Origin of the sequence: Rhodococcus sp. NPDC019647 (assembly GCF_044389235.1) — a bacterium.
GTDB lineage: Bacteria > Actinomycetota > Actinomycetes > Mycobacteriales > Mycobacteriaceae > Rhodococcus_F > Rhodococcus_F oxybenzonivorans.
Genome location: NZ_JBIRXS010000012.1, coordinates 1 through 24,427, shown reverse-complemented (window position 1 = coordinate 24,427; position 24,427 = coordinate 1). Strand labels below are relative to the sequence as shown.

The 24,427-nt window shown below is 64.5% G+C and carries 28 protein-coding genes and 1 pseudogene; 16 read left to right on the top strand and 13 right to left on the bottom strand.

Annotation, left to right across the window (positions count from 1 at the left end; translation table 11 throughout):
* Positions 1-7: 7 nt before the first annotated feature.
* Positions 8-676, bottom strand: coding sequence for a 3-oxoacid CoA-transferase subunit B (locus tag ACH49N_RS21175; RefSeq protein WP_268962577.1), 669 nt, complete (start codon positions 674-676; stop codon positions 8-10).
* The gene (locus ACH49N_RS21170; RefSeq protein ID WP_109328468.1) at positions 673-1,437 is read right to left on the bottom strand and encodes a CoA transferase subunit A; all 765 of its coding nucleotides are present in this window, start codon (positions 1,435-1,437) and stop codon (positions 673-675) included. Before ACH49N_RS21170 ends, ACH49N_RS21175 begins: the two co-directional genes overlap by 4 nt.
* A 227-nt stretch (positions 1,438-1,664) precedes the next feature.
* Here ACH49N_RS21170 and ACH49N_RS21165 point away from each other — a divergent pair, with 227 nt between their 5' ends.
* Positions 1,665-2,438 carry an IclR family transcriptional regulator gene (locus tag ACH49N_RS21165; RefSeq protein ID WP_358276733.1) on the top strand — a complete coding sequence of 258 codons (774 nt, stop codon included), beginning with the start codon at positions 1,665-1,667 and terminating at the stop codon, positions 2,436-2,438.
* A 77-nt stretch (positions 2,439-2,515) separates the two neighbouring features.
* On the opposite strand, the gene ACH49N_RS21160 is transcribed toward ACH49N_RS21165, so the two are convergent.
* Together ACH49N_RS21160 and ACH49N_RS21155 are read right to left on the bottom strand one after the other, a co-directional pair.
* On the bottom strand, positions 2,516-3,160 hold the full coding sequence (locus ACH49N_RS21160) for an RES family NAD+ phosphorylase (RefSeq protein ID WP_397504759.1): 645 nt from the start codon (positions 3,158-3,160) through the stop codon (positions 2,516-2,518).
* The gene (locus tag ACH49N_RS21155) at positions 3,161-3,790 is read right to left on the bottom strand and encodes a hypothetical protein (protein ID WP_358276735.1); all 630 of its coding nucleotides are present in this window, start codon (positions 3,788-3,790) and stop codon (positions 3,161-3,163) included.
* A gap of 151 nt (positions 3,791-3,941) precedes the next feature.
* Here ACH49N_RS21155 and ACH49N_RS21150 point away from each other — a divergent pair.
* Positions 3,942-4,076: pseudogene (locus tag ACH49N_RS21150) on the top strand (dihydrofolate reductase); the annotation flags it as partial.
* A 22-nt stretch (positions 4,077-4,098) separates the two neighbouring features.
* Here the strand turns inward: ACH49N_RS21150 and ACH49N_RS21145 are convergent.
* Both ACH49N_RS21145 and ACH49N_RS21140 read right to left on the bottom strand, forming a co-directional pair.
* Complete coding sequence (locus tag ACH49N_RS21145; RefSeq protein ID WP_358276736.1) at positions 4,099-4,971, bottom strand: slipin family protein; 873 nt, start codon at positions 4,969-4,971, stop codon at positions 4,099-4,101.
* Positions 4,968-5,432, bottom strand: coding sequence for an NfeD family protein (locus ACH49N_RS21140; protein WP_358276737.1), 465 nt, complete (start codon positions 5,430-5,432; stop codon positions 4,968-4,970). Before ACH49N_RS21140 ends, ACH49N_RS21145 begins: the two co-directional genes overlap by 4 nt.
* Before the next feature lie 143 nt (positions 5,433-5,575).
* Here ACH49N_RS21140 and ACH49N_RS21135 point away from each other — a divergent pair, with 143 nt between their 5' ends.
* Both ACH49N_RS21135 and ACH49N_RS21130 read left to right on the top strand, forming a co-directional pair.
* The gene (locus tag ACH49N_RS21135) at positions 5,576-6,238 is read left to right on the top strand and encodes an SIMPL domain-containing protein (protein ID WP_358276738.1); all 663 of its coding nucleotides are present in this window, start codon (positions 5,576-5,578) and stop codon (positions 6,236-6,238) included.
* Positions 6,239-6,270: 32 nt separating this feature from the next.
* Positions 6,271-7,086 carry a DUF2470 domain-containing protein gene (locus tag ACH49N_RS21130; RefSeq protein ID WP_358276739.1) on the top strand — a complete coding sequence of 272 codons (816 nt, stop codon included), beginning with the start codon at positions 6,271-6,273 and terminating at the stop codon, positions 7,084-7,086.
* Positions 7,087-7,432: 346 nt separating this feature from the next.
* On the opposite strand, the gene ACH49N_RS21125 is transcribed toward ACH49N_RS21130, so the two are convergent.
* The 3 genes from ACH49N_RS21125 to ACH49N_RS21115 form a co-directional block, all read right to left on the bottom strand.
* Positions 7,433-8,278 (bottom strand): hypothetical protein, encoded by an 846-nt coding sequence (locus ACH49N_RS21125; protein ID WP_358276740.1) that lies wholly within the window; start codon positions 8,276-8,278, stop codon positions 7,433-7,435.
* 165 nt (positions 8,279-8,443) lie between these two features.
* A complete protein-coding gene (locus ACH49N_RS21120; protein ID WP_358276741.1) occupies positions 8,444-8,911 on the bottom strand; it encodes a hypothetical protein in 468 nt (155 codons plus the stop codon).
* Between the two features lie 423 nt (positions 8,912-9,334).
* Entirely contained in the window at positions 9,335-9,721 is a 387-nt protein-coding gene (locus ACH49N_RS21115; protein WP_358276742.1) for a TM2 domain-containing protein, read from the bottom strand.
* 248 nt (positions 9,722-9,969) lie between these two features.
* Here ACH49N_RS21115 and ACH49N_RS21110 point away from each other — a divergent pair, with 248 nt between their 5' ends.
* A complete protein-coding gene (locus ACH49N_RS21110) occupies positions 9,970-11,010 on the top strand; it encodes an HNH endonuclease (protein ID WP_358276743.1) in 1,041 nt (346 codons plus the stop codon).
* A gap of 44 nt (positions 11,011-11,054) precedes the next feature.
* Here the strand turns inward: ACH49N_RS21110 and ACH49N_RS21105 are convergent, their stop codons facing one another.
* Entirely contained in the window at positions 11,055-11,684 is a 630-nt protein-coding gene (locus tag ACH49N_RS21105) for a GIY-YIG nuclease family protein (protein WP_358276744.1), read from the bottom strand.
* Between the two features lie 172 nt (positions 11,685-11,856).
* Here ACH49N_RS21105 and ACH49N_RS21100 point away from each other — a divergent pair, with 172 nt between their 5' ends.
* From ACH49N_RS21100 to ACH49N_RS21090, 3 genes are all read left to right on the top strand, one after another.
* Entirely contained in the window at positions 11,857-12,213 is a 357-nt protein-coding gene (locus tag ACH49N_RS21100; protein WP_358276745.1) for a nucleotide pyrophosphohydrolase, read from the top strand.
* A 677-nt stretch (positions 12,214-12,890) separates the two neighbouring features.
* Positions 12,891-14,768 carry a DUF2075 domain-containing protein gene (locus ACH49N_RS21095; protein ID WP_358276746.1) on the top strand — a complete coding sequence of 626 codons (1,878 nt, stop codon included), beginning with the start codon at positions 12,891-12,893 and terminating at the stop codon, positions 14,766-14,768.
* A gap of 104 nt (positions 14,769-14,872) precedes the next feature.
* Entirely contained in the window at positions 14,873-15,733 is an 861-nt protein-coding gene (locus tag ACH49N_RS21090; protein WP_358276747.1) for an HNH endonuclease, read from the top strand.
* Between the two features lie 138 nt (positions 15,734-15,871).
* Here ACH49N_RS21090 and ACH49N_RS21085 read toward each other — a convergent pair whose 3' ends face one another.
* Positions 15,872-16,807 carry an HNH endonuclease gene (locus tag ACH49N_RS21085; protein ID WP_236603429.1) on the bottom strand — a complete coding sequence of 312 codons (936 nt, stop codon included), beginning with the start codon at positions 16,805-16,807 and terminating at the stop codon, positions 15,872-15,874.
* A 378-nt stretch (positions 16,808-17,185) separates the two neighbouring features.
* Here ACH49N_RS21085 and ACH49N_RS21080 point away from each other — a divergent pair, with 378 nt between their 5' ends.
* From ACH49N_RS21080 to ACH49N_RS21070, 3 genes are all read left to right on the top strand, one after another.
* The gene (locus ACH49N_RS21080) at positions 17,186-17,599 is read left to right on the top strand and encodes a CoA-binding protein (RefSeq protein WP_358276748.1); all 414 of its coding nucleotides are present in this window, start codon (positions 17,186-17,188) and stop codon (positions 17,597-17,599) included.
* 122 nt (positions 17,600-17,721) lie between these two features.
* Positions 17,722-18,411 carry a tellurium resistance protein gene (locus ACH49N_RS21075; protein WP_358276749.1) on the top strand — a complete coding sequence of 230 codons (690 nt, stop codon included), beginning with the start codon at positions 17,722-17,724 and terminating at the stop codon, positions 18,409-18,411.
* Between the two features lie 60 nt (positions 18,412-18,471).
* Positions 18,472-18,882: a secondary thiamine-phosphate synthase enzyme YjbQ gene (locus ACH49N_RS21070; RefSeq protein WP_358276750.1), complete on the top strand. Its 411-nt coding sequence runs from the start codon at positions 18,472-18,474 to the stop codon at positions 18,880-18,882.
* 24 nt (positions 18,883-18,906) lie between these two features.
* Here ACH49N_RS21070 and ACH49N_RS21065 read toward each other — a convergent pair whose 3' ends face one another.
* Positions 18,907-19,542, bottom strand: a complete 636-nt coding sequence (locus tag ACH49N_RS21065) for a TetR family transcriptional regulator (RefSeq protein ID WP_358276751.1) — start codon at positions 19,540-19,542, stop codon at positions 18,907-18,909.
* A 108-nt stretch (positions 19,543-19,650) separates the two neighbouring features.
* Between ACH49N_RS21065 and ACH49N_RS21060 the strand changes: the two genes are divergently transcribed.
* Positions 19,651-20,148, top strand: coding sequence for a CarD family transcriptional regulator (locus ACH49N_RS21060; RefSeq protein WP_109328434.1), 498 nt, complete (start codon positions 19,651-19,653; stop codon positions 20,146-20,148).
* A 140-nt stretch (positions 20,149-20,288) separates the two neighbouring features.
* Here ACH49N_RS21060 and ACH49N_RS21055 read toward each other — a convergent pair whose 3' ends face one another.
* On the bottom strand, positions 20,289-21,167 hold the full coding sequence (locus tag ACH49N_RS21055; RefSeq protein WP_358276752.1) for a glycine-rich protein: 879 nt from the start codon (positions 21,165-21,167) through the stop codon (positions 20,289-20,291).
* A 220-nt stretch (positions 21,168-21,387) separates the two neighbouring features.
* Here ACH49N_RS21055 and ACH49N_RS21050 point away from each other — a divergent pair, with 220 nt between their 5' ends.
* From ACH49N_RS21050 to ACH49N_RS21035, 4 genes are all read left to right on the top strand, one after another.
* On the top strand, positions 21,388-22,386 hold the full coding sequence (locus tag ACH49N_RS21050) for an MBL fold metallo-hydrolase (protein WP_159920930.1): 999 nt from the start codon (positions 21,388-21,390) through the stop codon (positions 22,384-22,386).
* Positions 22,387-22,615: 229 nt separating this feature from the next.
* A complete protein-coding gene (locus ACH49N_RS21045; RefSeq protein WP_397504758.1) occupies positions 22,616-22,891 on the top strand; it encodes a hypothetical protein in 276 nt (91 codons plus the stop codon).
* Positions 22,892-22,996: 105 nt separating this feature from the next.
* Positions 22,997-23,989 (top strand): Acg family FMN-binding oxidoreductase, encoded by a 993-nt coding sequence (locus ACH49N_RS21040; protein ID WP_358276753.1) that lies wholly within the window; start codon positions 22,997-22,999, stop codon positions 23,987-23,989.
* 41 nt (positions 23,990-24,030) lie between these two features.
* Positions 24,031-24,427, top strand: a 397-nt coding sequence (locus tag ACH49N_RS21035; protein WP_358276754.1) for a universal stress protein, incomplete at its 3' end; no start/stop codon positions are given.

The following is a 24,427-nucleotide window of genomic DNA, read 5'->3' as shown; positions in this document are numbered from 1 at the left end:
TGCCAGATCAGGCAGCGGTCTCCAGGTCGACGATCAGTGTGGGGCCCGTCGCGGCCTGCACGTCGTCGACGCTCACCCCGGGCGCGAGTTCACGCAGGGCCAGGGTGCCGTCGCCGAGTACGTCGATCACCGCCAGGTTGGTGATGATCCGGTTCACGACTCCCTGACCGGTGAGCGGCAGGGTGCACGCGTCGACGATCTTGGGGTTGCCGTCGCGGTCGGTGTGTTCCATCACGACGATGACCCGTTCGGCGCCGTGCACCAGGTCCATCGCCCCGCCCATTCCCTTGACCATCTTGCCGGGGACCATCCAGTTGGCGAGGTCACCGGTGCGTGACACCTGCATGCCGCCGAGTACGGCCGTGTCGATGTGGCCGCCGCGGATCATGCCGAATGACAACGCCGAATCGAAGAAGGCTGCACCGGAATTGACGGTCACGGTTTCCTTGCCGGCGTTGATCAGGTTGGCGTCGACGGCCTCCTCGGTGGGGTACGGGCCGGTGCCGAGGATCCCGTTCTCCGAGTGCAGGATCACCCGCACGTCGTCGTTGAGGTAGCCGGGGATGAGGGTCGGCAGCCCGATGCCGAGGTTGACGTATTCGCCGTCGATCATGTCGGCGGCGGCGCGCTGCGCCATCTGATCGCGGGTCCAGCCGGTGGCAGCAAGTGTGGTCACGAGGGGCGTCCTTCCGCGCGCACGGTGCGCTTTTCGATTCGCTTGTTCTGGGGTCCGGTGTGCACGATCCGCTGGACGAACACTCCCGGCAGGTGCACGTGCGCCGGGTCGATCTCGCCGGGTTCGACGAGGGTCTCCACCTGGGCGATGGTCACCTTGCCCGCCATCGCGGCGAGGGGGTTGAAGTTCATGGCCGTCTTGTCGAAGACGAGGTTGCCGTCGGTGTCACCGATCGCGGCGTGGACCAGCGCGTAGTCGGCGTTGATCGCCTCTTCCAGCACGTACCGCTTGGTCCCGAAGACGCGGGTCTCCTTGGGCGGTGACGCGATGGCGACGGAACCGTCGTGGCCGTACCGCCAGGGCATCCCGCCGTCCGAAATGGGGGTGCCGACACCGGCCGGGGTGAAGAAGGCGGGAACGCCGGCGCCGCCGGCCCGCAGCCGCTCGGCGAGCGTGCCCTGCGGGGTCAACTCCACTTCGAGTTCCCCGGCCAGGTACTGACGGGCGAACTCCTTGTTCTCCCCCACGTACGACGCGGTGACGCGGCGAATCCGTCCCGCCGACAGGAGGATTCCGAGCCCGTGGTCGTCCACTCCGCAGTTGTTGGAGAACACCTCGAGCTCGTCGACGCCCGCTTCTTCGAGGGCGGCGATGAGTGCATCGGGGATGCCGCAGAGCCCGAACCCTCCGACCGCCAGTGACGAGCCGCTGGTGATGCCCGCGACCGCCGCTGCCGCGGACTCGGAAACCTTTCCTGTCATTGTGTCTCCCTTCGCTACCGCTCGACCTCCGAGCCGGTGTTCACTTCCATGCGTTCATCCAGCAGACGCTGATTTCACGCCTGGCGGGCTTCACTGACCGCCGGTGGTGAACGCGTAAGCCCTAGTAGAACGTGCTCCTTCTCACGTTTCAAGGAGTTCGGCGAGGTTGTTCACAGCCTGGACACCGACGCGCTGAGCGTTCACTGAGTGAACGCTATGATGGCGTCATGACGGAGGAGACACGCGGACCGCACGTGGTCGGACGGGTGGGTGCGCTGTTGCGTGCGGTCGGAGCACACGAGCCGGCCGGCGCGTCCACCACAGTGCTCGGGCGCGCCGCCGGGCTGGCCCGTCCCACCGCGCACCGCTTGCTGTCTTCGCTGGCCGACGAGGGCCTCCTCGACCGCGACGCGAAGACGGGCCGGTGGACACTCGGCCCGGAGCTGTATTTGCTGGGCGCGGCGGCCGCCACCCGCTACGACATCACCCGGCACGCCCGCGGCGTCCTCGACCGACTGGCCCGCGATACCGGGGAGAGCGCCTTCCTCTCGGCCCGGCGCGGCGACGAGACGGTGTGCATCGCCGCCGAGGACGGCAGCTTCCCCCTCCGCTCCCACGTCCTCCACGAGGGCATCCGCTTTCCGCTCGGCGTCGCCTCCGCGGGACTGGTGATTCTGGCGCATCTCCCCGACCGCGACATCGACGAGTACCTGGCGCGCACCGACCTCTCCGAACGCTGGGGCGAGAACCACAGCACGGACGCACTCCGCGAACGCATCGCCCGCACCCGCCACACCGGGTACGCGGTCAACCCGGGTCTGATCGTCGAGGGAAGCTGGGGCATGGGTGCGGCGGTGTTCGACCGCGACGGCCGGCCGGCGTGGGCGCTGAGCCTCACCGGCGTCGAGACCCGCTTCCGCCCCGAACGCCACCCCGAACTCGGCACCCTGCTCCTCGAGCAGGCGCACGTCCTCTCGCAGCTGCTGCAGTCGCGGGCGTGAATTCACCTGCGCGAGTCCAGTTTCCCAGCGGGGCAGGTTCCGCGGGCCCAGCCGGTTCGCCCGCGTGTGTCGCAGCGTCAGGTGATGGTGTAGCCGAGCTGATAGGCCGCGCTGTCGATCGGTCCGGACAACCCGGGATGCGACAACGGCAGCGACAACGCCGGTAGCGCAGGAAACGCGTCGGTGGCCCGTTCGGTGACCGCGATGCAGACACTGCCGGCGAACCGGCCGCGGTAGACGATCCCGTCGAGATCATCGTGGGCGCGGTGAATGGTGCGGGCCCAGTGTTGGCTTCGGCCGTGCGCGGCGGAGTCGAGAGCATGGTTGCCGCCGACCCGGGTCGCCCACGCCCCCTCGCCGATGCCGGACACATCGAGCAGTCTGAGCGGCCGGGTGAATCGCAGCCCGGTGAGATACGGGTCACCGCGGTGGCGGTCGATTACGCGGGCGCTTTGAAACGCCTCGGCCAAGGCGCCGCGGGGACTGGAGGCGCCGTACCAGATGCCGTAGCCGGGATGCTCGGCCCGCGGGGGCGGGTGGTGGTCGAACCGCAGGATCGGCCCGAACGTGCGCATTCCATTCCACGGCAGCACATGGGTTCCGGTGGTGCGATGCACTCGCCACACCACCTCTGCCGGTTGCCAGTCGAACACTTCCTCAGGGCGCACGCCCGCGTCACGAAGGTTGGCGGTGGTCGGGGGTGCGGGCAGCATCGACCCCATCTATGCCGATTCCCATTCGGCGGCGGTGATCACATCAATGACCTGTTCGATGTCGGCGGCGGTTCCGGCGCTGCCGGTCAGCCACGCCACGATCGACACCGGCCGGCCCTCCACGGTCAGGGACGGTTGTGGGAGGGTCAGCAACGCCTGCACGGTCAGCGGGTGCAGGTCCTTCGCCAACAGCGGCATCACCTGGTCGATGTGCGGCACCGCACCGGTGTCGGTGAACTGGGCGGGCGGCAACAATCGGTTCCGGCCCGACTGGAACGCCCACAGGGTGCCCTCGCCGAGGCGTTGCCGGATCCGGGCCGCGGTCACGCCGAGACGGTCCGCGGCCTCCGTGATCGACAGGGAGCTGCGGACCAGTTCCTGCATGCGAATGTCGCGGTTCACCCGTGCGGCCGTCGCCGCGGCGGGGTCGTCGACGAACCCGGCCTGGTCGAGCAGGGCTGCGTCGTGGTCGGACAGCGGCGGTGCCGCCGGGTTCCGGTCGGCCAGGCCGTGCAGGATGTGGGCGAAGAACTGGCGTCCGACGTCGGTGCCGGTCACCTCCCGCAGGGCATCCTCGAAACCGAGATCACCTCGCAGGTAGCGGGCTTCGGTGCTGGCATCGGTGGCCTCGTTCACCACACCCAACCCCTCACTTGCACGGATTATCGGGCACAAATTCATGATAGCGGGAATTGGTCGGGTTCGGTACCGCGCCCCAGCGGCTGGGTGCGTTATCACTCCAGTGTGGCCAGATCTCGGACGCGCTCCGAGGGCGCAATCTGATCGACAAGGCTTGGAGGGCAAGCCTCCGGGCGGGATCGACCACGTGGTCGTTGTGACGCACCGGCCGGAGCCCGAGGGCTGGGAGTCCGTGGCGCCGTTTCACTTCGTCGACGGCATTGACGCAGCCGTGACCAGGGCGCAGGGACCGACGCAGTTGCCCAAGCTCAATTGCGCAGCGGATGCGCTACAGGTTCCGGTCGCGTCATGGCCCGCATCGGGTCGACGTCGGGTCTGGCCTCGAGTTGTGACGGTTCGTCGGGCCGATCCTTGTCCTGCCCGTTGGCAGTCGGGGGCGTGAGGAACGGGCGGACCAGGTCGAGTGGCAGCGGGAAGACGATGGTCGAGTTGTTGTCTCCGCCCATCTCCCCCAGCGTCTGCAGGTAGCGCAGCTGCAGGGTGGTGGGGTTGCGGCTGATGACGTCGGCGGCCTCGGCGAGTTTGGCGGACGCCTGGAATTCGGCCTCGGCGTTGATCACCTTGGCGCGGCGTTCGCGCTCGGCCTCGGCCTGCCGGGCGATGGCCCGTTGCATGTTGGTGGGGATTTCGACGTCCTTGATTTCGACGGTGGTGACCTTCACGCCCCACGGTTCGGTCTGCTGGTCGATCACCTGCTGCAGGTCTTCGTTGAGGCGTTCACGCTCGGACAGCAGGGCGTCGAGGTCGGCCTTGCCGAGGATCGAGCGGAGGGTGGTCTGCGCGATCTGTGAAGTGGCAGAGAGGAAGTCCTCCACTTCGACGATGGCGCGGTCTGCGTCGATCACCCGGAAGTAGGTGACGGCGGTGACCTTGGCAGGCACATTGTCGCGGGTGATCACTTCCTGCACCGGAATCTTGAGGGTGACGGTCCGCAGGCTGACGCGTTCCATGCGGTCGATGGCCGGGATCAGCAGCACCAGGCCCGGACCCTTGAGGTCGATCAGCCGGCCCAGCCGGAACACGACGCCCCGCTCGTATTCGCGGAGCACCCGGATGGAGCTGCTCGCCAGCATGGCGAGCAGGATGATGACGACGCACAGGATGACGATGAGTTCGGTCATAACAGCTCCCACGGTTCGCGGCGGCGCACGGTGAGGGTGAGGCCGCGGATCTGTTCGACGATGACGGCGTCACCGGCGGTCGGTTCCTCGTCGTCGCCGAACTGGGTCTGCGCCTTCCACAGTCCCCCGGCCGTTTCCACCTGTCCTTGCCGCCCAGCCCAGCTGCGGACCGTGGCGTCGGCGCCGATCAGCGATTGCGGGCCCGAGCGGATCGGAATACGCCGGGCTGACAATGCCTTTCGGCCGATCACGGCCGCGCTGCCGAGTCCGACCACCGCGACTCCCGCGGCCGCCGGGACGGCGATCATCTGCGCGGTGTCGCTGGACGTGAACAGCAGCCACACCCCGGCCGCGGAGGCCAGGGCACCGAGCCCGCCGAGCACACCCGCGGTCGGTGCGTGTGCCTCGATCACGATCAGCAGCACACCGAGTATCAGTGCCAGCACACCCAACGCGGCCATTTCGCATCACCCACGATCACGCTTCGCGAGGGCCCGACCGCATCGCATAGCCACCTGGCGATCGGGCCCTCGGTATCCACGGTATGCGAGCGCGCGGGGTCACGCCACCAGCAATTTCCGGCTCGGATGGCACACTCCTTCTCATGCATACGAGCCCTGTTGTCGTCACCGTCGCCGGCCACGGTGAGGCCACGTTTGCGCCCGAGCGGTGCACTGTGACGATCGTCGTCCGCATCGAGTCGGGCGACGTGGAACGGTCGGTGAAGGCGGCCTCGGCCACCGTCAGCCGGCTCACCGAGCTGATCAACGCGCAGTTCGACAGCCACCACGGTCCGATCAACTGGTGGTCGCTCGATCAGGTACGACATTCGCGGCACCGCCCGTACAACAAGGACGGTCTCCAGCTGCCGTATGTGTACCGGGCGGAGGCCGCGTTGGAAGTGAAGTTCAGCCAGTTGGGCGCTGTCGGCGGTTTCGTCGATTCGGTGTCGACGCTCGAAGGCGTGAACGTCGGAAACTTCGACTGGGCGCTCACCAGCAAGAGTCGGGCGGCCCGCATCGTGCAGGTGCGGGAACTCGCCATCCGCGACGCGCAGTCGAAGGCCGAAACCTACGCCCGCAGTCTGGGCCGCAACACCGTTCACCCCGTCGCGATCGCCGACCCCGGCATGCTCGGAGTCGACGCCGGGTCGTCCTATGTGGGGGCCCGCGCCTTCGCCGCCGGCGGGTCGAACGAGGCCATCGCGCTCAAGCCGGAGAACATCACCCTCAGCGCCGACGTCCACGCGCGGTTCGAGGCATGGTGAGCGAAGATTCGACGCGGGCGTACCGTTCGGGAATGACCAACTTAGATCACGGAGATCCGGGCGACGCCCCCACTGTGCCGCCGCCGCTGGCAGAGGTCGTCAATCCGGCCCGCCCCTCCGCGGCCGAGGAAGCCCGGACGGTGGCCGCCTCGACCAACATCGGCACCCTCGCGAGCCTCACCGCCAACGGTGATCCCTGGGCGTCGTTCGTGACCTACGGTCTGCTGGGCGGCTCCCCCGTGCTGTGCGTGTCGCACATGGCCGAGCACGGCCGCAACCTCGCGCACGATCCGCGGGCCAGCATCGCGATCGTCGCACCCAACCCACCGGCTGATCCGTTGGCCAGCACCCGCATCACTCTCGCCGGGTTTGTCGAACGACCTGAGGGCGACGAGCTCGCCGCCGCACGCGAGGCGCATTTGGCAGCCATCCCGGCCGCGCACGTCTACATCGACTTCAGCGACTTCGCCCTCTGGGTGCTGCGCGTCCAGCGCGTGCGGTGGGTCGGCGGATACGGGCGGATGGACTCGGCCACCGCCGAGGCGTACGTGAACGCATCCCCGGACCCGGTCACCCCGCACGCCGGCCGCGCGGTCGAACACCTCAACGCCGACCACGCCGACGCGCTGCTGTCGATGGCCCAGGCGCTCGGTGGTTTCCCGGACGCCACCACCGCCACGTGTGAGGGCGCCGATCGGTATGGATTGGACCTGCGCGTCGTCACCCCGCGCGGCGCCGCCATGACACGAGTCGGGTACGCGGAGCCACTCGAATCCCCCGACCAGTTGCGGGTGGCGACAGTGGCGTTGACTCGTCAAGCGGCGGGCGTCGATACGTCCGGCCGCTGACGAGCCGAATTTTTCCCGAACGTCGCGTCCAGTCCGGCGCGACGACGTTGTACGACTGCACTCCCTCCGAGTCGCGCAGTTTCCTTGGGCATCTGGGCGGGCCGTCGTTGGGAGACCTCGATGTGAAGAACCTGACGGAATCGGCCGACGGGAGGGTGGCAGCACTGCAGCTGGCGTCGCTGTCGATGAGCGCGTCGACGACCCGCCGCAGTGGGTTCGGTTCGTCGACCAGATCCCGATCCGAGCCTATCGCCCCCAGGAGGCGTTCAACGCCTCCCCTTCCGCCCCGCATCACCCGCGCCGGGATGCCGCGGAACGCGCGAGCGCATCACGAACCCGTGGTCTGCTACCGATTGTCGATCTCGGGCTCCGGTATTCGGTCTGCACACTCGCGGTCCTGCGTGTCCGTTTCGCCCCATGTTCGTTCCCACTGTCCAACCGCCGCGCGTTCACGGCGTTCGATGTGCTGTGGTCCACGGTCCACCGCGAGGGTGTGGTACAGGTCGTAGCGGGTGACGGCCGGCGATTCCTCGCTGACCTCCCGGCCGTTTAGCTCACTAACGGACCTGCCGTGGAGCGGTTTGCCGTCGGGCAGCCGATTTTCCGTGAACAGACGATCGACGGCCGAGTTTGGAAGCCACCGCCCACCCATCCGCGCCGCCGGGTCGTCCTTTGACGCGTGCAGAGCGGCAGTGAAGCCCTGCTGCCATCGGTGCACGATCCGGGCGGTAGCAATCTCCCGGAGGCTTCGACGTCGGCGATGTGGATTGTGTAGCGCTCGCGCTCGAGGCGGGACACCAGCTCGGTCGCCAACGGCTTCCAGGCCATTGTGCCGTCGATGATCACGTTCTCCCCCACCGACAACGAGCGCAACAGCTGTTTCGAGCAGCAGGTTCGATTCGATGTGCACGAGTGCGGACAGCTCGTTCGGGTAGAACCGGCTCGGCTGCCCCGGCGCCGCGCGAAACTCCTCGGGCAGCAACTGCTGCAGTGAGCCATCGGCGTCAGCCGCCGCGAGGAGGCGGAGTTTGAACTCGTCCGCATCCAGATGCCGCCACGCCAGCGGGTGCTCCCCCCAGATGAACTCGTGCGGTGGATTTCCCGGCGCCGGGCGGACCGGCCATGAGAATCCCCACCCGGTCGCGGCGCACCTGTGTGCGCGATGCACGCCAGTCCGCGAGGATCCGCTCATGCAGACGCAACCGTGCCCGAGTGGGGATCGGTTCGCCGTCGATCCGGCGGAAGTACCAGCGGTCATTGACCGTGGCGTGGGGGGCATCGATCGTCAGCGGGCACCCGGGGTGGACAGCGAGGCGAGCAAGGCACGGCGATCCTCGAATTCGCGGGTCGGCACAGGTCAGTCGGCCAGTGCGTCGAGGATCAGGTCGTAGTCCTCGTCGGTGAGGAATCCGTGGGTCAGCGCGCGACCGACCTGGTGATTGAAGCCACCCTCCGTGTGGGGGCGGACGTCGTCGACGTCCGGGTAACCGGTCGAAGCTAGGGGCTTGTCGTACTCCCAGCCGATCAGCTCGGCGCGCATCGTCGCCGGATCGATCTCACCGGCCGCGCACCGCGCGGCGACCTCGTAGGCGGTGCCGCCGTGGGTGCCCGGACGGACATCCGGGGCCTCGATTCGGGCGCGCTGGAGCATCTGGCTGATCGCGGGCTGGCTGACGCCGTTGACCTCCGCCAACCGTGTCTGGGTGACTCCACCCTCGTACAGTTGCCGCAGGTTACGGAGGAATCCGATATGCGCGACCACCTCACGCGCGCGGTTCTCGGCCATGCTGGAGAACAACCGGTCCCGGTCGATCATGATCGTCATAACCCGCACCTCTTCTATAAGCAATCTTATAGATGCCGCTCCAGGCAGTAAAGGGCCGCCACAACAGCACAGCGAAAGCCCTGGCATGCCAGTCGAGCTCTATGCTCTGCCCCGTCATAGAGTTCGTCGTCCTGCATACGTTGATCGACGTTGCCACGATGCTCAACCCGGAGGACAGGCGCTCCCTGGGTACGCTCCGTGCCCGACCCGGTTGTGGTGAGAGTGGACTGACGCTCCTGCAAGCACGAATGGGTGGCGCGAAGCGGTGTGGTCGACCCGTTTAGATGTTCCTGCACAAACCCTTACCGCCGGGACCCGTTGTTGCCGTTACCTTGGAAGAAGGTGGCCTAGAGGTGCCGCCATCTCATGCGTTAGATAGGAGGGCGAACGCGGCATTCGGAAGGTATTGCTCCATCCAACGTGCTACCGCAATGGGAGTCCGTTCTTGTCCTTCGGTTCGCCGGCCAGGAGCACGATGCCGTCGATGAGCGGCCAAACCCACGCGACGAAGAGCCACATCCCGAGGGAGACGATTGTGAGCACGATGTTCACAATCAGCATCGCGAATCCGAGGCCCGTGTGTCCGGCGTAGAAGCGTCCCGCACCGAAGTAGCCGAAGAAGAGACTTAGGAGTCCGGCGGCGAGCTTCGTTTTGTGCGAATACGGCAATCCCGTTACCGGGTGATAACCGTATGCCGCGGGCTGTTGCAGCCCTGACCCCTGGCCGAAGTTTTGGGCTGGATGGGCGAACGGCTGCTGCCCATAATGCTGCTGCGTTTGGTCACCATAGGGGTTCGGAGGCTGAGTCATGGGGTTCCTTCGGCGACGTGGATGAAATAGAAAGTGATGGTGCGACCAACGAGTGGACTAATCGAACCTGCCCCGATTTCGATCGAACGCGCGACAGTTCGTTTACCACTCACGTTGATAACACGCGCGAGGCTGTCGCGGTATCGGTCGTGTGACCGTATCTTTCAGATACAAGCAGCCACAGCGGGAGGATGGCTGAGGTCGACCAACCAAGATTCATTGCACCTCGTGGGCGTAACGTGATCCGAGTGACACAGCTCGACCCGGTCGACGTAGCCGGACGTGTAGTGCAGCTTCTCGAGTCCGGACGCCGCGAATCGACGTACAAACTGGCGACGCTTCTCGCACTCGTCGACATTTGCGTCGAGAACACAGCCGCACCGGACGGCAGCCTCATGGTTCCGATCGACGAGATTACCCACCGGATGGTCGCGTATTACTGGCCACAGGTTCGCGTCTTCCACAATGGTGGCCGGCTGTCTCAAACCAAGAGCGGACGATCGGTGCCGGACCGTATAGCCGACGTCCGCACGCAGCTTGCGGCCTCCGGTCTGAGGACCGCCGAAGCTGCTCGGGAAGCCGAGCATCCGGAGTACGTGAAACTTATCCGTTCACTGAGACTCACAGTCGCGCAGCAACCGCTCACGCATCTGCAAACGATCCCACATGTGCGCGCCCGACACACCCGTGACGACTTCCTCTTCGAGGCTTCGGATTTCCACAAAAAGATGACCGTCGATGAAGTCGATCAGATCGGCACGATCACGCTGCGACCGGGTATACCCGTGGGGCTGCGTCGTACGTCGTCGCTTCTCCGCGCCTTCATCCGTACCGCCTGGGCCCGGGACGTCGTGGCGTTCAATCGCACGGAGCTCGACGCGGAAGATTTGGACGGGTTTCTGTTCGGCACGGACCGCAATGCGTTGCGCCCCCTGGCGGAGCCGTTACGCGATCATCAGGACGACCTCTGCTTCTATTGCCGCAGACCGATGGCCGGCGACCTCCACATCGATCACGTGGTGGCGTGGTCGATGATCCCGATAGACGGTGTGGCCAACCTGGTCGCGGCCGATAGCCAATGCAATCTCGACAAGTCGGCCAGTATCCCGATCCGCGAGCACGTCGATCGAGCCTTGGAACGACCGAATCTTTCAGACATCGCAGACTCGGCGGGAGTGCCCCTGCTGCTGAGACGGACGTCCGCGGCAGCGAACGGCGTATTCGCCGCGCTGCCGTCCGGTGCCCTTCTCTGGCGGGGTGTTCGACGATACGAACCGCACCATGCTTAACGTACGACTTTGCGCGGTGCCCAGAACAAGGTGGCTCGGTGCACCTACCGCCCGCCAATGCCAGGATTCGGGAGAACCGGCAACTCACTCGCTCGACGCTTCGCGTCGGCTCGCGCCGCCTTGAGATGCGGGTAGAACGCATTGCGTGAGTTGCCGTGCAGGTTGAGCGGAAGGTCTAAGGTCGCGATCAACTTGTCCTCGAGTTCCCACGGTGCATCGCGTGCGATCCACGAAACGAGCGCGTTCTCGGCCATCCACTGCGAGAGAGCCGGTTCTCCGGTGTGAAACGTGCACCTGTTTCCGGAACCGACGCGTCGCAGCTCGATGCCGATCTCTTCTGCCACTAGAGAGCCGAGGGTCAGTCGAAGAGTCGACCCAGCAGCGTTTCCTGTGCAGTGAGTGTTGATCCGCTTGCGGATGTTTTGGGTACTTGGCGGCTTACCGTTGGTAGGCGGCTTGCTCGGACTTATTCCTGTGTACAACAACGTGAGCCCGCCTTTCGTCGCACATCTAGACGTCTCGATGTCGGCGGGCAACTTACGGAACCACCAGCCGTAGACGCCGGCACTCGCCGGCACCGGGCAGGGACGCATCAGTACCTGTTCGCGGGTGTGCGGCGGCGCAGCAAGATAGAGGGCGGCTTCATCGCTCGCGTCGAAATGTGCGGCACTCATAGAGAGGATCATGTCACTGCACGGCGACCACCGTTCCAGTCCAGTACCCCAACCCTCCTCATCGGGAGGGTTACGAGTGGCACAGGTCTCGCCACTGGTGCCCTACACCGCGCATCGGGGAGGTTCCGCGTGTGCACCGAGCCACGTCCGGAGTGCGTGATAAGACTGCGGCATGGGAATCGAAGACCTCCAGGCACTAGTGTCGAACTTCTCGGAGCGCCGAGACTGGTCCCAGTTTCACACGCCAAAGAACCTCGTAATGGCGCTCAGCGGCGAAGTCGGCGAGCTAACCGAGATCTTTCAGTGGCTGACTCCCGAGCAAAGCGCAACAGTCGGGGAGGATGCGCAGGCGCGCGCGCATGTCGAGGAAGAGGTCGCCGATGTCTTCATCTACCTGCTGCGCCTCGCTGAGGTCCTGGACATCGACCTCGCCGAAGTCGTGAGGAAGAAGGTCGAGTTGAACGACAAGAAGTATCCCGAAGCGGAGTCGCGGGGCAAGGCCACGAAGTACACACAGCTGGGAACCTGAAATTGGCGTGGTGCTGCAACGTGCTGGCCGCAAGCAACGGCAAGAGCGTACGAGCACAGCCGTAATTCAGTATCGCGTGCTGCTTGCGTCGGCTTGACCCGTCCCGCATGTTAACGGTCTCGGCGGTGGTCTCGCACTGGGCGCGCGCGTACGTCAAGGCCTTAAGTAGCGGCAGACTTCCATCCATTCGTCGTGCTTTTGTTCCGGCGAGGACAGCCCCGACAACCCGAATGAGGCCGATGTGTCGGAGAATATTCGGCCGACGTCGGTGCGGACGGTTGACTTCCTTGTTCAGTCGCATACCTGCCGGGCCAACTCGGGGCTCGTGACGCTCAATAAAGATGCGTCCAGATAATGAGCACGCCTCGTGCTTTGCGGCCCGGACTTAACTCCGTTAGCAATTACATTCACGAAGTGTCGATCTATATCCTAGGGCTGCGAGCGGGAAAGGCCGAGGCCTTTCCACCAATAAGGCGAACATCACGTGTTGGCCATTCGGAAGAAGCTGCCACGGCTTGCACTCGCGGGCATTCGGCTGGCGAGACACCGCTGCACCAGCAGCAGATGCAACTCAGCTAATCTGTGTGTTGCGGCCCGACGGACTTCCGCTGTGACTCACAGCCACGGACATGCCCCCACCCGCACGAACTGATTCGTGCTGCCCGGGGGACCTCACTGTGACCTTGCTTCGTACCTCTGCCGACAGAATCGTCGGCATGGCTCATCCCGAGTCCTTGGCTGAACAGCTTCTCGAGCAGATGCTGTTTCGGACCGGTCACCGGGCGAGCGACGCTGAGCAGAAGTCCTGGAGACGCAGTCTCCCAGTTTTAGCCCGCGACTTAGCCGACGCAGGGTTAGGCGGTGTGGAGATGCTCGTCGAATATCACCTTCCACTGACTTCACAGCGGGCCGATGTCGTGCTCGCCGGCACTCACCCAAAAACGGGGGCGCCCTCGTATGTGGTCGTTGAACTCAAACAGTGGTCAGCGGCCCACCGTTATGAGGACAGCGTGGAACTCGTAGAAGTACCAGGTATGCCTGGAGGGCCGAAGCTGCACCCCGTCGCTCAGGTGAAGGGATACTGTGACTATCTCTCCGACTTCGCAAAAGCGCTCGCAGATCAGCCTGACGCGCTCGCAGGAATCGCGTACCTTCACAACGCCACAGATCCTGGCGCAGTCGCCGATCTACGCGCTTTCCCCGTAACTACGACCGCACGACTATATACAGCCGCGGATCGGGGCGACATGATCGCGTTCCTCAAATCGCGTTTGTCCGCCGCCACAGGTCACACGGCGGGTGACACCCTCATCCGCTCAGCGGTGGCTCCCTCTCAGCAGCTTCTCAAGGTTGCCGCTGCGGAAGTTCAAGAGCGGCCACAGTTCCACCTCCTCGGCGAGCAACAGCTCGCCGTCGACCTGGTGCTGCATTCCGTCGAGCAGGCGCGCGCCAACGATGGCAAACGCATCATCGTCGTCACGGGCGGGCCGGGCAGTGGCAAGAGCGTGATTGCGCTGTCTCTCGTCGGCGAGCTTGCCCGCCGTGGCCGGACGGTCCTGCACGCGACCGGATCCCGATCCTTCACGCAGACGCTCCGGAAGGTCGCGGGGGCACGTGCCCCGCGAGTGCAGAAGATGTTCAAGTACTTTAACCAGTTCATGACCGCAGATCGCAATGGTCTCGACGTGCTCGTTCTCGACGAGGCCCACCGTATCCGTGAAACGTCCGTTGACCGGTATACCAAGGCGGAACTGCGAACCGACCGACCTCAAATCGACGAGCTGATCGCCGCTGCTCGCGTTCCGGTATTCCTCCTGGATGAGCACCAGGTGGTTCGTCCCGGTGAAATGGGTTCCCTCGAACAAATCCAGCGTCACGCGAAGTCCATCGGCCTCGAGACACAGCACGTCCATCTTGGCGAGCAATTTCGCTGCGGGGGCAGTGAGGAGTACGTGCTCTGGGTGAAGCGCCTCCTCGGGTTAGTAGAGGGTGGGCCGTACGCTTGGAGGGGCGATCCGCAGTTCGCGGTTCGCGTTGCCGATACACCGCAAGAACTAGAACATCTCCTCTTGCAGCAGCAAGAGCGCGGCTACACCGCACGAATGACAGCCGGATACTGCTGGCCATGGAGCGACGCAAACAAGGATGGCTCGCTACCTGCCGACGTTCAGATTGGTAACTGGTCACGGCCGTGGAACAGCAAGAGCGACAGACGCATCGGAGATGCACCCCCAGCACCGTTGTGGGCCACCGAGGACGGTGGCTTCAATCAAGTCGGATGCATTTACACCGCGCAGGGATTCGAATACGACTGGAATGGCGTAATCCTCGGGCCCGATCTCGTGTGGCGCGATGACCACTTCAAGACTGTCCGCTCAGCTAACCGCGACCCCGACATGCGGAACGTGAGGAAGGTCGGCGATGTGCGATTCAACGAATTGGTGCGAAATGTCTACAAGGTGCTCCTCACCCGCGGAATGGTGGGCACAATCATTTACTCGACGGACGAAGAGACACGAGACGCTCTTCACGCACTGGTGAGCGAAACCAACTGAGCCACAGCGTTACCGAAGAGAATACTGCACACGAGCACGGCCCGACAGGCTTCCGCTTCAGGACATGCCTCCACCCGGTGCGATACCGGATAGGCGCATGAGCGTTGAATGCATGGGTATTGGTTATTTCTAAGGAGTATCCAGATCACTGGGACCTCGCACAGAAAGATGGCTTTTGGGATACTCGACCCCGCACCAAGATCGAACCGGCTGATGACATCTTCTTCTGGATGGCGGGCACAGGTCTCATCGGATGGGCACGCGCGACATCCGCAACCTTCGAATTGAATTCGTCCCATCCACCTGCGCATTGGCACGATGTGGCCACCGGCGGATACCGGTGGCGCTTCACATTAGAGCCGCAGAGCTCCACACCGGTACGACAGCCACGGTGGAAGGAGATGGCCGCGTCTGCCGGAATCACGGTGCCGGCAAGCAATGGCCGCATCGAGGTGAAGGATCCGAAGGGACGGGCGTATTTGCGCGATCTGTTCAAGAAGAAGCCCGCATTTGATGAGGCTTTTCCGGACGGACTCGCTGTCTATGCGCCCGGTGACGATCTGCGCAAGCGCGCGCAGAGAGACATCGCAGTGCGTCAAGGGCAGGGGCAATTCCGCGACTCCTTGGTCAATTCTTACGGCAGCACCTGCGCAGTTACTGGATCAACGGTTCTCGCCGTATTGGAGGCCGCGCACATCGACCGCTACTACGGGGTCCACACAAATCATGTGACCAACGGGCTATTACTTCGCGCCGATATTCACACCCTGTTCGACCTCCAACGTATAACCATTGACCAGGACCTGCGGATACGGGTCGGACCCGACCTCATTCATACCGAGTACGGAAATCACGAGGGCAAGCTCTTAAGACTGCCCGAGAACCGAAACCATCATCCGGACCGCGACGCTCTACGCCGCCATAGGGAAAGTTGCGACTGGGCAACCATTCCTCAGAGTCCGTAGACTCTCGGGTCCGCAGCCCCCTCGATTATGCCGCCCAGACGTCGGATCAGAAAGCATCCCCTTCCGTTTCGATGGGTCTAGCGACGCGGTCAGACGTGCGAACCTGGATCCGACAGATTTGAGCCGAATCGGTACCGGTCACCCCGCCGATCTGAACTTTTGGTAGCTGGCCTCTAGCAATTCTCTATCTGGCCGCTCGGCCCGCACAGATGGAATTACCATGAGCTTCTGACCATGACGTTCCTTCAACCCATATTCGAGCATCGGTCCGTCAATCTCTATCAGCAGATCCTGACGAATTTCGACAACATGGTCCGGTCGGATACCCAGAATGTGTGCATCGAAAGCTGCATGGTGGATCTTGCACATAGCAAGACCATTTCGGACGGAGGCGATCCCATCTTCGTCAGAGTCTGGAACGATATGTGCCGCATCGAGAAGCTCGCTGTGCCCGAGCGCGCAAACTGCACAACGGGTGTCATAGGCACGCATCACCGTGGACCGGAAGACAGGCTGATGCAATCGCCGCTTGGTCTCCGCCACGATGTAGCGGCGAAGATGCTCCTCCACAGGCGATGCTGTCCGGTGCAAATCGCGCGCCACTTCCGTTGCGACAACGAATTGATGCGCCTCAGCTTCTTCGGCGACAATGAATACCGGGTAGATCGGCTGAAACCGGCTCGGACCGACGCCATAGAACCAGATGAGCGGAACCTTCAGCTCCATCGCCGCACGAAGACCCCGGTTATCCATGTTCTCGGGGTCCTTTCCCGACCACTTGTAGCGAAGGAGCCCATCTGCACCGACGGTATCCTCATACGGTCGTTCTTCACCAGCGCGACGATACGTGGTACTGATCGACAACGCGGAGGCAAGCTGACGTGGCTTTCGAATGCCGCGAGTGGGATCCATTAGTCGGAACATCTCACCGTCGATAGAAAAGTCAAGCAATTCCTGCCTGCTGATCGAATCGAGACCGTCATTCGTGCGGACTGCGAGAAATCTCATCGCCTCGCGGCGCAAGCGTGTGTCAAAATCCGGTGCGACGTCGGTACCCAAAGCGATATTCGCCATAAACCGTTCCTCCACGTACTCAGTTCCGCCGCAACAGACTGACAGTAGCGGACTGTTAGGAAGAGTATCGATCCTGGACTGCACGCCGGCCAGCGGATTGACGATCCGGCGTCCGTCACTCGAAATCGGTAAAGTACGGACGGATTGGACGGACCGGATTATCGCATGGAGTCGTCGATTATCTGCAAGAGATACCTCATTCATTGCTTCGAACAACATCGTTCAGTCCATGATCGAACGCACTCGCCAGAAGAAGCATCTCTTCTAAAGTCATGGCACTCTACGACGCGCTCAGCACGGATGGACGGTAGATACACGAAGAAGCCGGATGCCTCCAGAGGCACCTGTTCGAGACACCCCAGTAGTAGCTTTGCGGCTATGAGCACTCCATGGCAGAACCCTGACGCCGTTTCGTCGATGCTCGACGACTGGGAGACGTGGGCGATAGTTGGACTCTCCGGCAATCCGGACCGGACGGCGTACCGCATCGCTCAGTTGCTACAGGAACGCGGCAAACGCATCGTCCCAATCCACCCGTCCGCCCCGACGGTGCTGGGCGAGCAGGGTTACCCCACTCTCGCGGACGTGCCGTTTCCCATCGATGTGGTGGACGTGTTCCGTCAGTCCGACGCTGCGGGGGAATTCGCCGACCAAGCCGTCCAGGTGGGGGCTAAAGGCGTGTGGTTCCAGCTCGGCGTCATCGACGAAGATGCGTTCCGACGCACGACCGAAAAGGGACTGGCCATGGTGATGGATACGTGCCCGGCAATCGAGTGGAACAAGCGGAGCTGACTGGCCGATCCCGGTGTAGGTCGAGTCCGGCAGTTTCGAACGTATGACTACCCTGGACCGAAACCGTGCAAATCGGACAGCGATCCGGCACGGCGCCCGGTCGTCAAACGGAAGGTTTACCCATGGCCATCGACTACACCCGTCGCCCCTCCACTCCGGCCACACCGCAGGGCGGGGTGAGTCTTAGCAAGGTGACGTTGTCGAAGGCAGCACCGTCGGTCAGCCTCACCAAGTCGGGTGAGCGGCAGGGCGCGATGCGGGTCAACCTCAACTGGTCGACTGGCGTGGCGCCGCAACCGAAGAAGACCGGCTTCTTCGCGAAGCTCGCGGCAGCTGCGGGCGGAAGCACCGGCATCGACCTGGACCTCGGCTGCCTCTACGAACTCGCCGACGGATCGAAGGGCGTGGTCCAGGCACTCGGCAACACCTTCGGATCGCTGCAGGACGCCCCGTACATCAAGCTCGACGCAGACGACCGCACCGGAACCGTGACCGGCGGCGAGAACATGCACATCAACCTCGATCGCCCGGAGATGTTCAAGCGCATCCTCATCTTCGCGATGATCTACGACGGCGCACCCAACTGGGCAGCCGTGGACGGTGTCGTCACCCTCTTCCCCACCAGCGGACCCGAGGTGGAAGTTCGACTCGACTCGTCGAACAGCTCCGCTCGCATATGTGCCATCGCGATGCTGCAGAACACCGGACAAGGCATCACCGTCACGCGCGAAGTGAAGTACATCGAAGGCAGCCAGGCCGACCTCGACAAGGCCTACAGCTGGGGCATGAAGTGGGCGGCCGGCCGCAAGTAGCAGCGCGGGCCGTTCCGCTTCGAATCGAATGTCGCCGGCACCCGCGCTAACGTCGGATCCATGTTCAGTACAGAGATCGAGGTGCGCACCGGCGCTGAGCCGGTGGTGCACGACCTGACCCGCGAGATCGAGAAGTTCCTCGCCTCGGCCGGTGCCGGCGATGGTCTGCTGCATGTGTGGGTGCCGCACGCCACGGCGGGGCTCGTCGTCATCGAAACCGGCGCGGGCAGCGACGACGACCTCCTACGGGCAATCGACGACGTGCTGCCCCGCGACGACCGCTGGAGGCACAGCCACGGCAGCCACGGACACGGCCGCGACCACGTGCTGCCGGCGTTCCTGCCGCCCTACGCGTCGGTGCCCGTCATCGACGGCGCGGTCGCAACTGGCACCTGGCAATCCGTGTGCCTCGTCGACACCAACGTCGACAACCCGGTGCGCCGCGTTCGCTTCAGCTTCCTCGCCGGGTGAGCTGAGGCGGGGACGAACTCGCAATCACGTGTACGCGAGTGTCCGTGCCAGGGAATAGGTTTCGGGCAGATTCGCCGCCTCATCGGTGGAGGAACGGTCCACCCACGTTTCCAGTGCGGCTCGAAGTACTGCGATCGACACATCGACTGCCAGTCGAATCTGCAGTTCGGGACAGTCGAATCTCTTCGACACGGCATCGACCAGAGTCGCGTTCCGCGCCACGCTCGCCCGCGCCAGCACCGCACGCAGCGTCGGCTCCTTCTTGATGATCCTGTTCACCCGCAACAATCGCTGGCAGGCGATCGACGAACTGTCCGAGTACACCGTGAGGGCCGCAGCGAAGGACGCCTCCAGCGCGAGCCTCGGTGAGACGTCGGAATCGAGCCGATCGAGCCCCGCGCCGAGGATCGCCTCGAAGGCCCAGTGATCCCGGAGCGCGGCCTCTTCCTTGGTGGCGAAGTATCGGAAGAAGGTTCGCTGAGACACTCCCGCCGCCTGCGCGATCTCACCGACCGTCGTGGCCTCGACACCCTTGCTCTCGAACAGGGTGAGTGCGGCCTCGCTGATCTCCACGCTCGTCTGCACACGCCGCCGCTCACGCAGCCCGAGCGGGCCTGCAGGCAGGTCAGGCGACACGGGGAGGGTTCCAAGTCTGGTCATCAACGGCCCTCGCAATCAGTAGGGGCACTCACCGGTCATCGTTCCCATCTGGTCACCGGTTGTCAATATGGCAGCGTGTGCCATAATGACAGGGAAGGGTGGTAGTCAATGAATCTCAATATCGGTGAAATCTTCCTGTACCCGCACCATGGGTCCGTGACGGTAACGAAGCTCACGACCCGGATGTTCAACGATCTACCCACTGCATACGTGCAGTTCGAAGTCGCCCAGAATGGGCTGTCGATCGAGATCCCGGTGGCGAAAGCCGAGGCGATCGGTGTGCGCAACGCGATCAATCACGACGAAGTCGGCCGCGTCTTCGAGATCCTGCAGGGTCCGACGATCGACGACCCGTCCAACTGGTCCAGGCGCTTCAAGGCCAACCAGGAGAAGATCACCGTCGGTGGCATCTTCACGGTGAGTGAAGTGATCCGCGACCTGATGACGCGTGCGCAGGCCAAGCCGCTCTCGGCCGGAGAGAAGCGCCAGCTCGAGCACGCAATGCAGCTCGTCATCTCCGAGCTCGTCCTCGCCATGAAGACGACCCCCGAGGCGACGAGACGCCGTATCGAATCGATCTACGAAACCACCGCCGTCGCTGTCTAGTTCGGCGGTTCGTGTTTTGTAATCACCCAGCGGTTTTCCAACGGCAGCAGCCCGGACAAAAGTCCGGGCTGCTGCCGTTGTCATTGAGCCGCAGTCACTTCCGCCCGCTGCGAGGGCGGAACTACCGCGACGGTGGTCGTTCAGCTACTACCGAACAAGCCGCCCAGCGACCCGGTTCCCGAGCCGGCCCCGTAGGTGATCACCACGGACGAGACGGCGTCGACACCGGCCGCACCGATGGTCCCGTCGGGCGCGTAGGACGAACCGCCTCCGCCTCCGCCACCACCGAAGTTCTCGGCGCCGCCGCCACCGCCGAACCAGCCGCCGCCTCCCCCGCCACCGGTCTCGGACCCAGCTCCGCCGACGCCGACGAGGCCCGCAGCTCCGTCGGGATTGTCACCACCGTTGCCGCCGACACCACCCGCATCGGCCTGACCCCCACCACCGGCTCCTCCCCCGCCACCGGCCTGGCCTGCGGGCGCGTTGGGAGCGAGGTTGCCGCCGCCACCGATGTAGGTGTCTCCGGCACCGCCGCCGCCCGAGGCGACAATCTGCCGATCGGCCAGCTCACCCGTTCCCGTCCGAACGTCGGAAGCACCGCCACCGCCGCCCGCACCCGTGCCACCGACGCCGCCGCCGTTGAACCCGGCCGCACCCGTGCCGTCACCACCGTTGCCGCCGACGAGCACATACAGGGCGTCGCCGGGTGTGACGGGAAGTGTGCGCGTTGCGACAGCGCCGACCCCGCCGAGAATGGAACCGGCGTTTCCACCGCGAGCACCCGTAGCGGTCACGTCCAGACTGGTAATGCCCTCCGGAACCGTGAAGGACTGGGCACCTCCGGTGAACGCGAAGGTGCACGTCACCGCACTACCCGACCCCTGCACGCAACCCGCCGGCAGCGCCGGGGCGGCCACGGCGACACTGGGCGCGAGCAGCGCGGATGCGCCGACCACGGCCGCGCCGCACACCCCGCTCGTGTACCAGCGGCGTCGTGTTTTCGTGTGCTGATCTGTCATGTCAGTCGTCCCCCGTCGCAGGCTGATCTCGATCGAGCGTCTCGGTTGGGAGCATCCCACAGCGTTTGCCGGTCCGCGGCGCATCGAGCGATCGAGAAAAGTCTGAACGCCCGCTAAACGGGACCCGGCTGTTCGCGACCGGTCCGCAGCGGCTATGAAGGAGTGATAGACCGATTTGGTTTCGGAACCCAAGAGCAGTTTCTAGTGCGAGGTAAAGCAGATGAATGGTGCGGCGGCCATCGGTGATGGCATCTTCCAGATACCTGTCCCTATTACGGACAACCCCCTCGGTCACACACTGGTCTACGCGATGGAATCCCCGGGTGGGCTGATCCTCGTCGACGCCGGTTGGGACGACGACAACGCCTGGGCCGGGCTCACCTCCGGGCTAGAGGAGATCGGCCACTCCGTGAAGGATGTGGAGGGCGTTGTCCTCACCCACTTCCATCCCGACCACACGGGGCTGTGCGGACGGGTGCGGGAGGCGTCGGGTGCGTGGATCGCGATGCACGAGTCCGACCACGAATTGTTCGCGCACATGTCTTCGGGTCGCAGCGACGAGTGGCTGGAGTTTCAGCGCCTCAACATGGTCCGCGCCGGCGCCGGCGCGGACGAGGTAGCGGCGTTCGAGCAGGCGGCGACCACCGAGCCGCCCACGGGCCCGAGTTCGGCTCCCGACCGCGTTCTCGTCGACGACGAACTGATCGCCCTCACCGGCCGCGGGCTGCGCGCCGTCTACACCCCCGGCCACACACCCGGGCACGTCTGCTTCTATCTCGAAGACGCCGACGTCATGTTCACCGGTGACCACGTGCTGCAGAAGACGACCCCGCATGTCGGCAACTTCGTCTACCCGCTCGAGGAGCGCGATGCCCTCGCCGAGTTCTTCGACTCGCTGCGCCGCGTGCAGAAGATGGAGATCACCCGCGGTCTCGGCGCCCACGGCATCCCGATCGACGATGTTGCGGGTCGCGCCGGCGAGCTGATCGAACACCACGAGGAACGACTCGACCACCTCCACCACGCGTTCGGCGACGACCAGCTCAGCGTGTGGGATGTGGCCGCACGGATGAAGTGGTACAAGCCGTGGGCCGACATCTCACCGATGGGCAAGCACATGGCGCTGTCCGAGGGCGCGGCCCATCTGCGGCACCTGGTCGCCCGCGGCCTCGTCGCGCAGGTTCCGGGCAGCGATCCCGCCCTGTTCGTGCGCGTCTGATCCGGAGACGCAAGCGCAGGCGGATTGGCTCGCCCATCGTGTCGGGCGAGCCAATCGATGCTCCAAAGTGCGTTCTCCGTTCCGGTCCTCGACTCGTCCACGAGCGCCCATACCCGGCGACGACCACGGTGCCTAATCGGTGACCTTCGGCCCTGGAATAAGGCCCGCCGCTATCGGACCGTAGTCATGGAAGCCGACACACCTATCGGCGCGAAGCGGAGAGGACATCGTGGGACAGCATCGCGAGAGCTCATTTACCGGTGAGCACCGCCAGGAGGGCGACGATCTTCGATACCTGCACCCGGCCGGGATGGCGCTTGCGGTGCTGTGCGGCGCGACTGTGGCAGGGTTGGTCGCTTTTCTCGGTGTCTGGCTCGCGACGCCTCTCGTCGGTGTGGGTGCAGCAGCGATTCTTGTCGGAATCCTGTGCCTTGCGGCAGCAATGTTGATGCCCCGCCGGCCACGCAGGGGACACACCGGGACGCTCGGACCCCCACTGCGGTGACCATCGGCCCTCCCGCGGAGGCCAGGCGAGGACGAGGATGGGTACGGAAGGGCGTTGCGCCGATTCCGTCGGGGTGTCGGCGAGCGTGTGGGTGAGGAGCAGACCATGAATGTCGATATTCCCGGTGTTGATGTGGTGCGGCACGCGGTCGACTTGGCCTGCCGAGCGCCGTCGGTCCACAACAGCCAGCCATGGCACTGGACGCTGACCGACGATCGCCTCGAACTTCATACCGATCCGGAAAGACTCCTGAAAACAGCGGACCCCATCGGTCGGCAAATGGTGATCAGCTGCGGAGCGGCCCTCCATCATCTGCAGGTCGCTCTCACTGCGGTGCGATGGACAGCCGAGATCGTTCGTCTCCCCGAAGGCCCTCGCTCACCCCATCTCGCGACCATTCGCTTCCAGCATGATGCTCGCCCCCAATCGCACGACTTCGACCTCGCGGCCGCGATGAGGCATCGCTACTCGGACCGACGGGCGTTCGACCCCCTGAAGACCTGGGGTCCGGGCACCCTGTCCGACATGGTTCGCGGACGTGGCGCACGCTTGACCGTGCTCCCCGCCGACGCGCGTCGTACGCTGGCAGAAGCGACGGAACTTACGGCGGCTGCGCGACGCTACGACGCGATGTATCACACCGAATTGCATTGGTGGGCGGGTCATTCGATTCCTGCGGGAGGAATCCCACCGACCGCGCTGGCCACCGCCGAGGAGCGGGCACGCGTCGGCATCGGCCGCAACTTCCCCTCCGGCACCGACACACACGGAGCCGACTCGACGCAGATCGATCAGTCGACCGTGGTGGTGCTGAGCACCGGAACCGACACTCGGATGGACTGGTTGCGATGTGGCGAAGCGCTTTCCGCCGTACTACTCGACGCAACGGTGAACAAAGTCGCCACCTGTCCGCTCACCCACGTGACCGAGGTCCCGCAGAGCCGGGCGATGATCGGAAACCTTCTCCCCGAGCCCTCTTATGCCCAGGCATTGGTTCGCCTGGGCACGGTCGGGGTCCGCGCTCCCCGGCAGACTCCCCGGCGTGAGGTGGATACCGTGCTCTCGGTGAACAGGTCTCGGCGAGAAAACAGTCGCTGAGAGATTCTGGTCAGAGACCGGTCACACTGGCAGGAGCCACCATGCGAGTAGACATTCCCATCGTCGTCGGCGTCGACGGCTCCGCCCATGCACTCGACGCGGTGCGTTGGGCGGCACACGATGCGGTGGTTCGCGGCGCTCCGTTGCTGCTGGCTTCATCCCTTGTGGTGCGGCGCGGAACCTACGGTGACGGCATCAACCTCTCGGCAGGTGCCTTCACGGATCTCGAGGACGTCGGGAAGCAGCGTCTGGACAGGGCAGCGGAACTGGCAACCAAGGCGGTCGGCGACTCACCGCTCACGGTGCACACCACTATCCGGGAGGGCAGCCCAGCCGCTGTCCTTCTGGACTTGGCGAAATCGGCCCGCATGCTCGTCGTGGGATCGCGGGGGCTGGGCAGTGTCGCCGGGGGTCTGCGCGGGTCGGTGAGCACGGCGG

What these genes read in the sequence shown, in the direction of transcription:
- ACH49N_RS21170 (WP_109328468.1), bottom strand. Translation starts at nt 1,437, where the DNA reads ATGACAGGAAAGGTTTCCGAGTCCGCGGCAGCGGCGGTCGCGGGCATC.
- ACH49N_RS21165 (WP_358276733.1), top strand. Translation starts at nt 1,665, where the DNA reads ATGACGGAGGAGACACGCGGACCGCACGTGGTCGGACGGGTGGGTGCG.
- ACH49N_RS21160 (WP_397504759.1), bottom strand. Translation starts at nt 3,160, where the DNA reads ATGGGGTCGATGCTGCCCGCACCCCCGACCACCGCCAACCTTCGTGAC.
- ACH49N_RS21145 (WP_358276736.1), bottom strand. Translation starts at nt 4,971, where the DNA reads ATGACCGAACTCATCGTCATCCTGTGCGTCGTCATCATCCTGCTCGCC.
- ACH49N_RS21140 (WP_358276737.1), bottom strand. Translation starts at nt 5,432, where the DNA reads ATGGCCGCGTTGGGTGTGCTGGCACTGATACTCGGTGTGCTGCTGATC.
- ACH49N_RS21135 (WP_358276738.1), top strand. Translation starts at nt 5,576, where the DNA reads ATGCATACGAGCCCTGTTGTCGTCACCGTCGCCGGCCACGGTGAGGCC.
- ACH49N_RS21130 (WP_358276739.1), top strand. Translation starts at nt 6,271, where the DNA reads ATGACCAACTTAGATCACGGAGATCCGGGCGACGCCCCCACTGTGCCG.
- ACH49N_RS21125 (WP_358276740.1), bottom strand. Translation starts at nt 8,278, where the DNA reads ATGAGCGGATCCTCGCGGACTGGCGTGCATCGCGCACACAGGTGCGCC.
- ACH49N_RS21120 (WP_358276741.1), bottom strand. Translation starts at nt 8,911, where the DNA reads ATGACGATCATGATCGACCGGGACCGGTTGTTCTCCAGCATGGCCGAG.
- ACH49N_RS21115 (WP_358276742.1), bottom strand. Translation starts at nt 9,721, where the DNA reads ATGACTCAGCCTCCGAACCCCTATGGTGACCAAACGCAGCAGCATTAT.
- ACH49N_RS21105 (WP_358276744.1), bottom strand. Translation starts at nt 11,684, where the DNA reads ATGAGTGCCGCACATTTCGACGCGAGCGATGAAGCCGCCCTCTATCTT.
- ACH49N_RS21100 (WP_358276745.1), top strand. Translation starts at nt 11,857, where the DNA reads ATGGGAATCGAAGACCTCCAGGCACTAGTGTCGAACTTCTCGGAGCGC.
- ACH49N_RS21085 (WP_236603429.1), bottom strand. Translation starts at nt 16,807, where the DNA reads ATGGCGAATATCGCTTTGGGTACCGACGTCGCACCGGATTTTGACACA.
- ACH49N_RS21080 (WP_358276748.1), top strand. Translation starts at nt 17,186, where the DNA reads ATGAGCACTCCATGGCAGAACCCTGACGCCGTTTCGTCGATGCTCGAC.
- ACH49N_RS21075 (WP_358276749.1), top strand. Translation starts at nt 17,722, where the DNA reads ATGGCCATCGACTACACCCGTCGCCCCTCCACTCCGGCCACACCGCAG.
- ACH49N_RS21070 (WP_358276750.1), top strand. Translation starts at nt 18,472, where the DNA reads ATGTTCAGTACAGAGATCGAGGTGCGCACCGGCGCTGAGCCGGTGGTG.
- ACH49N_RS21065 (WP_358276751.1), bottom strand. Translation starts at nt 19,542, where the DNA reads ATGACCAGACTTGGAACCCTCCCCGTGTCGCCTGACCTGCCTGCAGGC.
- ACH49N_RS21060 (WP_109328434.1), top strand. Translation starts at nt 19,651, where the DNA reads ATGAATCTCAATATCGGTGAAATCTTCCTGTACCCGCACCATGGGTCC.
- ACH49N_RS21055 (WP_358276752.1), bottom strand. Translation starts at nt 21,167, where the DNA reads ATGACAGATCAGCACACGAAAACACGACGCCGCTGGTACACGAGCGGG.
- ACH49N_RS21050 (WP_159920930.1), top strand. Translation starts at nt 21,388, where the DNA reads ATGAATGGTGCGGCGGCCATCGGTGATGGCATCTTCCAGATACCTGTC.
- ACH49N_RS21040 (WP_358276753.1), top strand. Translation starts at nt 22,997, where the DNA reads ATGAATGTCGATATTCCCGGTGTTGATGTGGTGCGGCACGCGGTCGAC.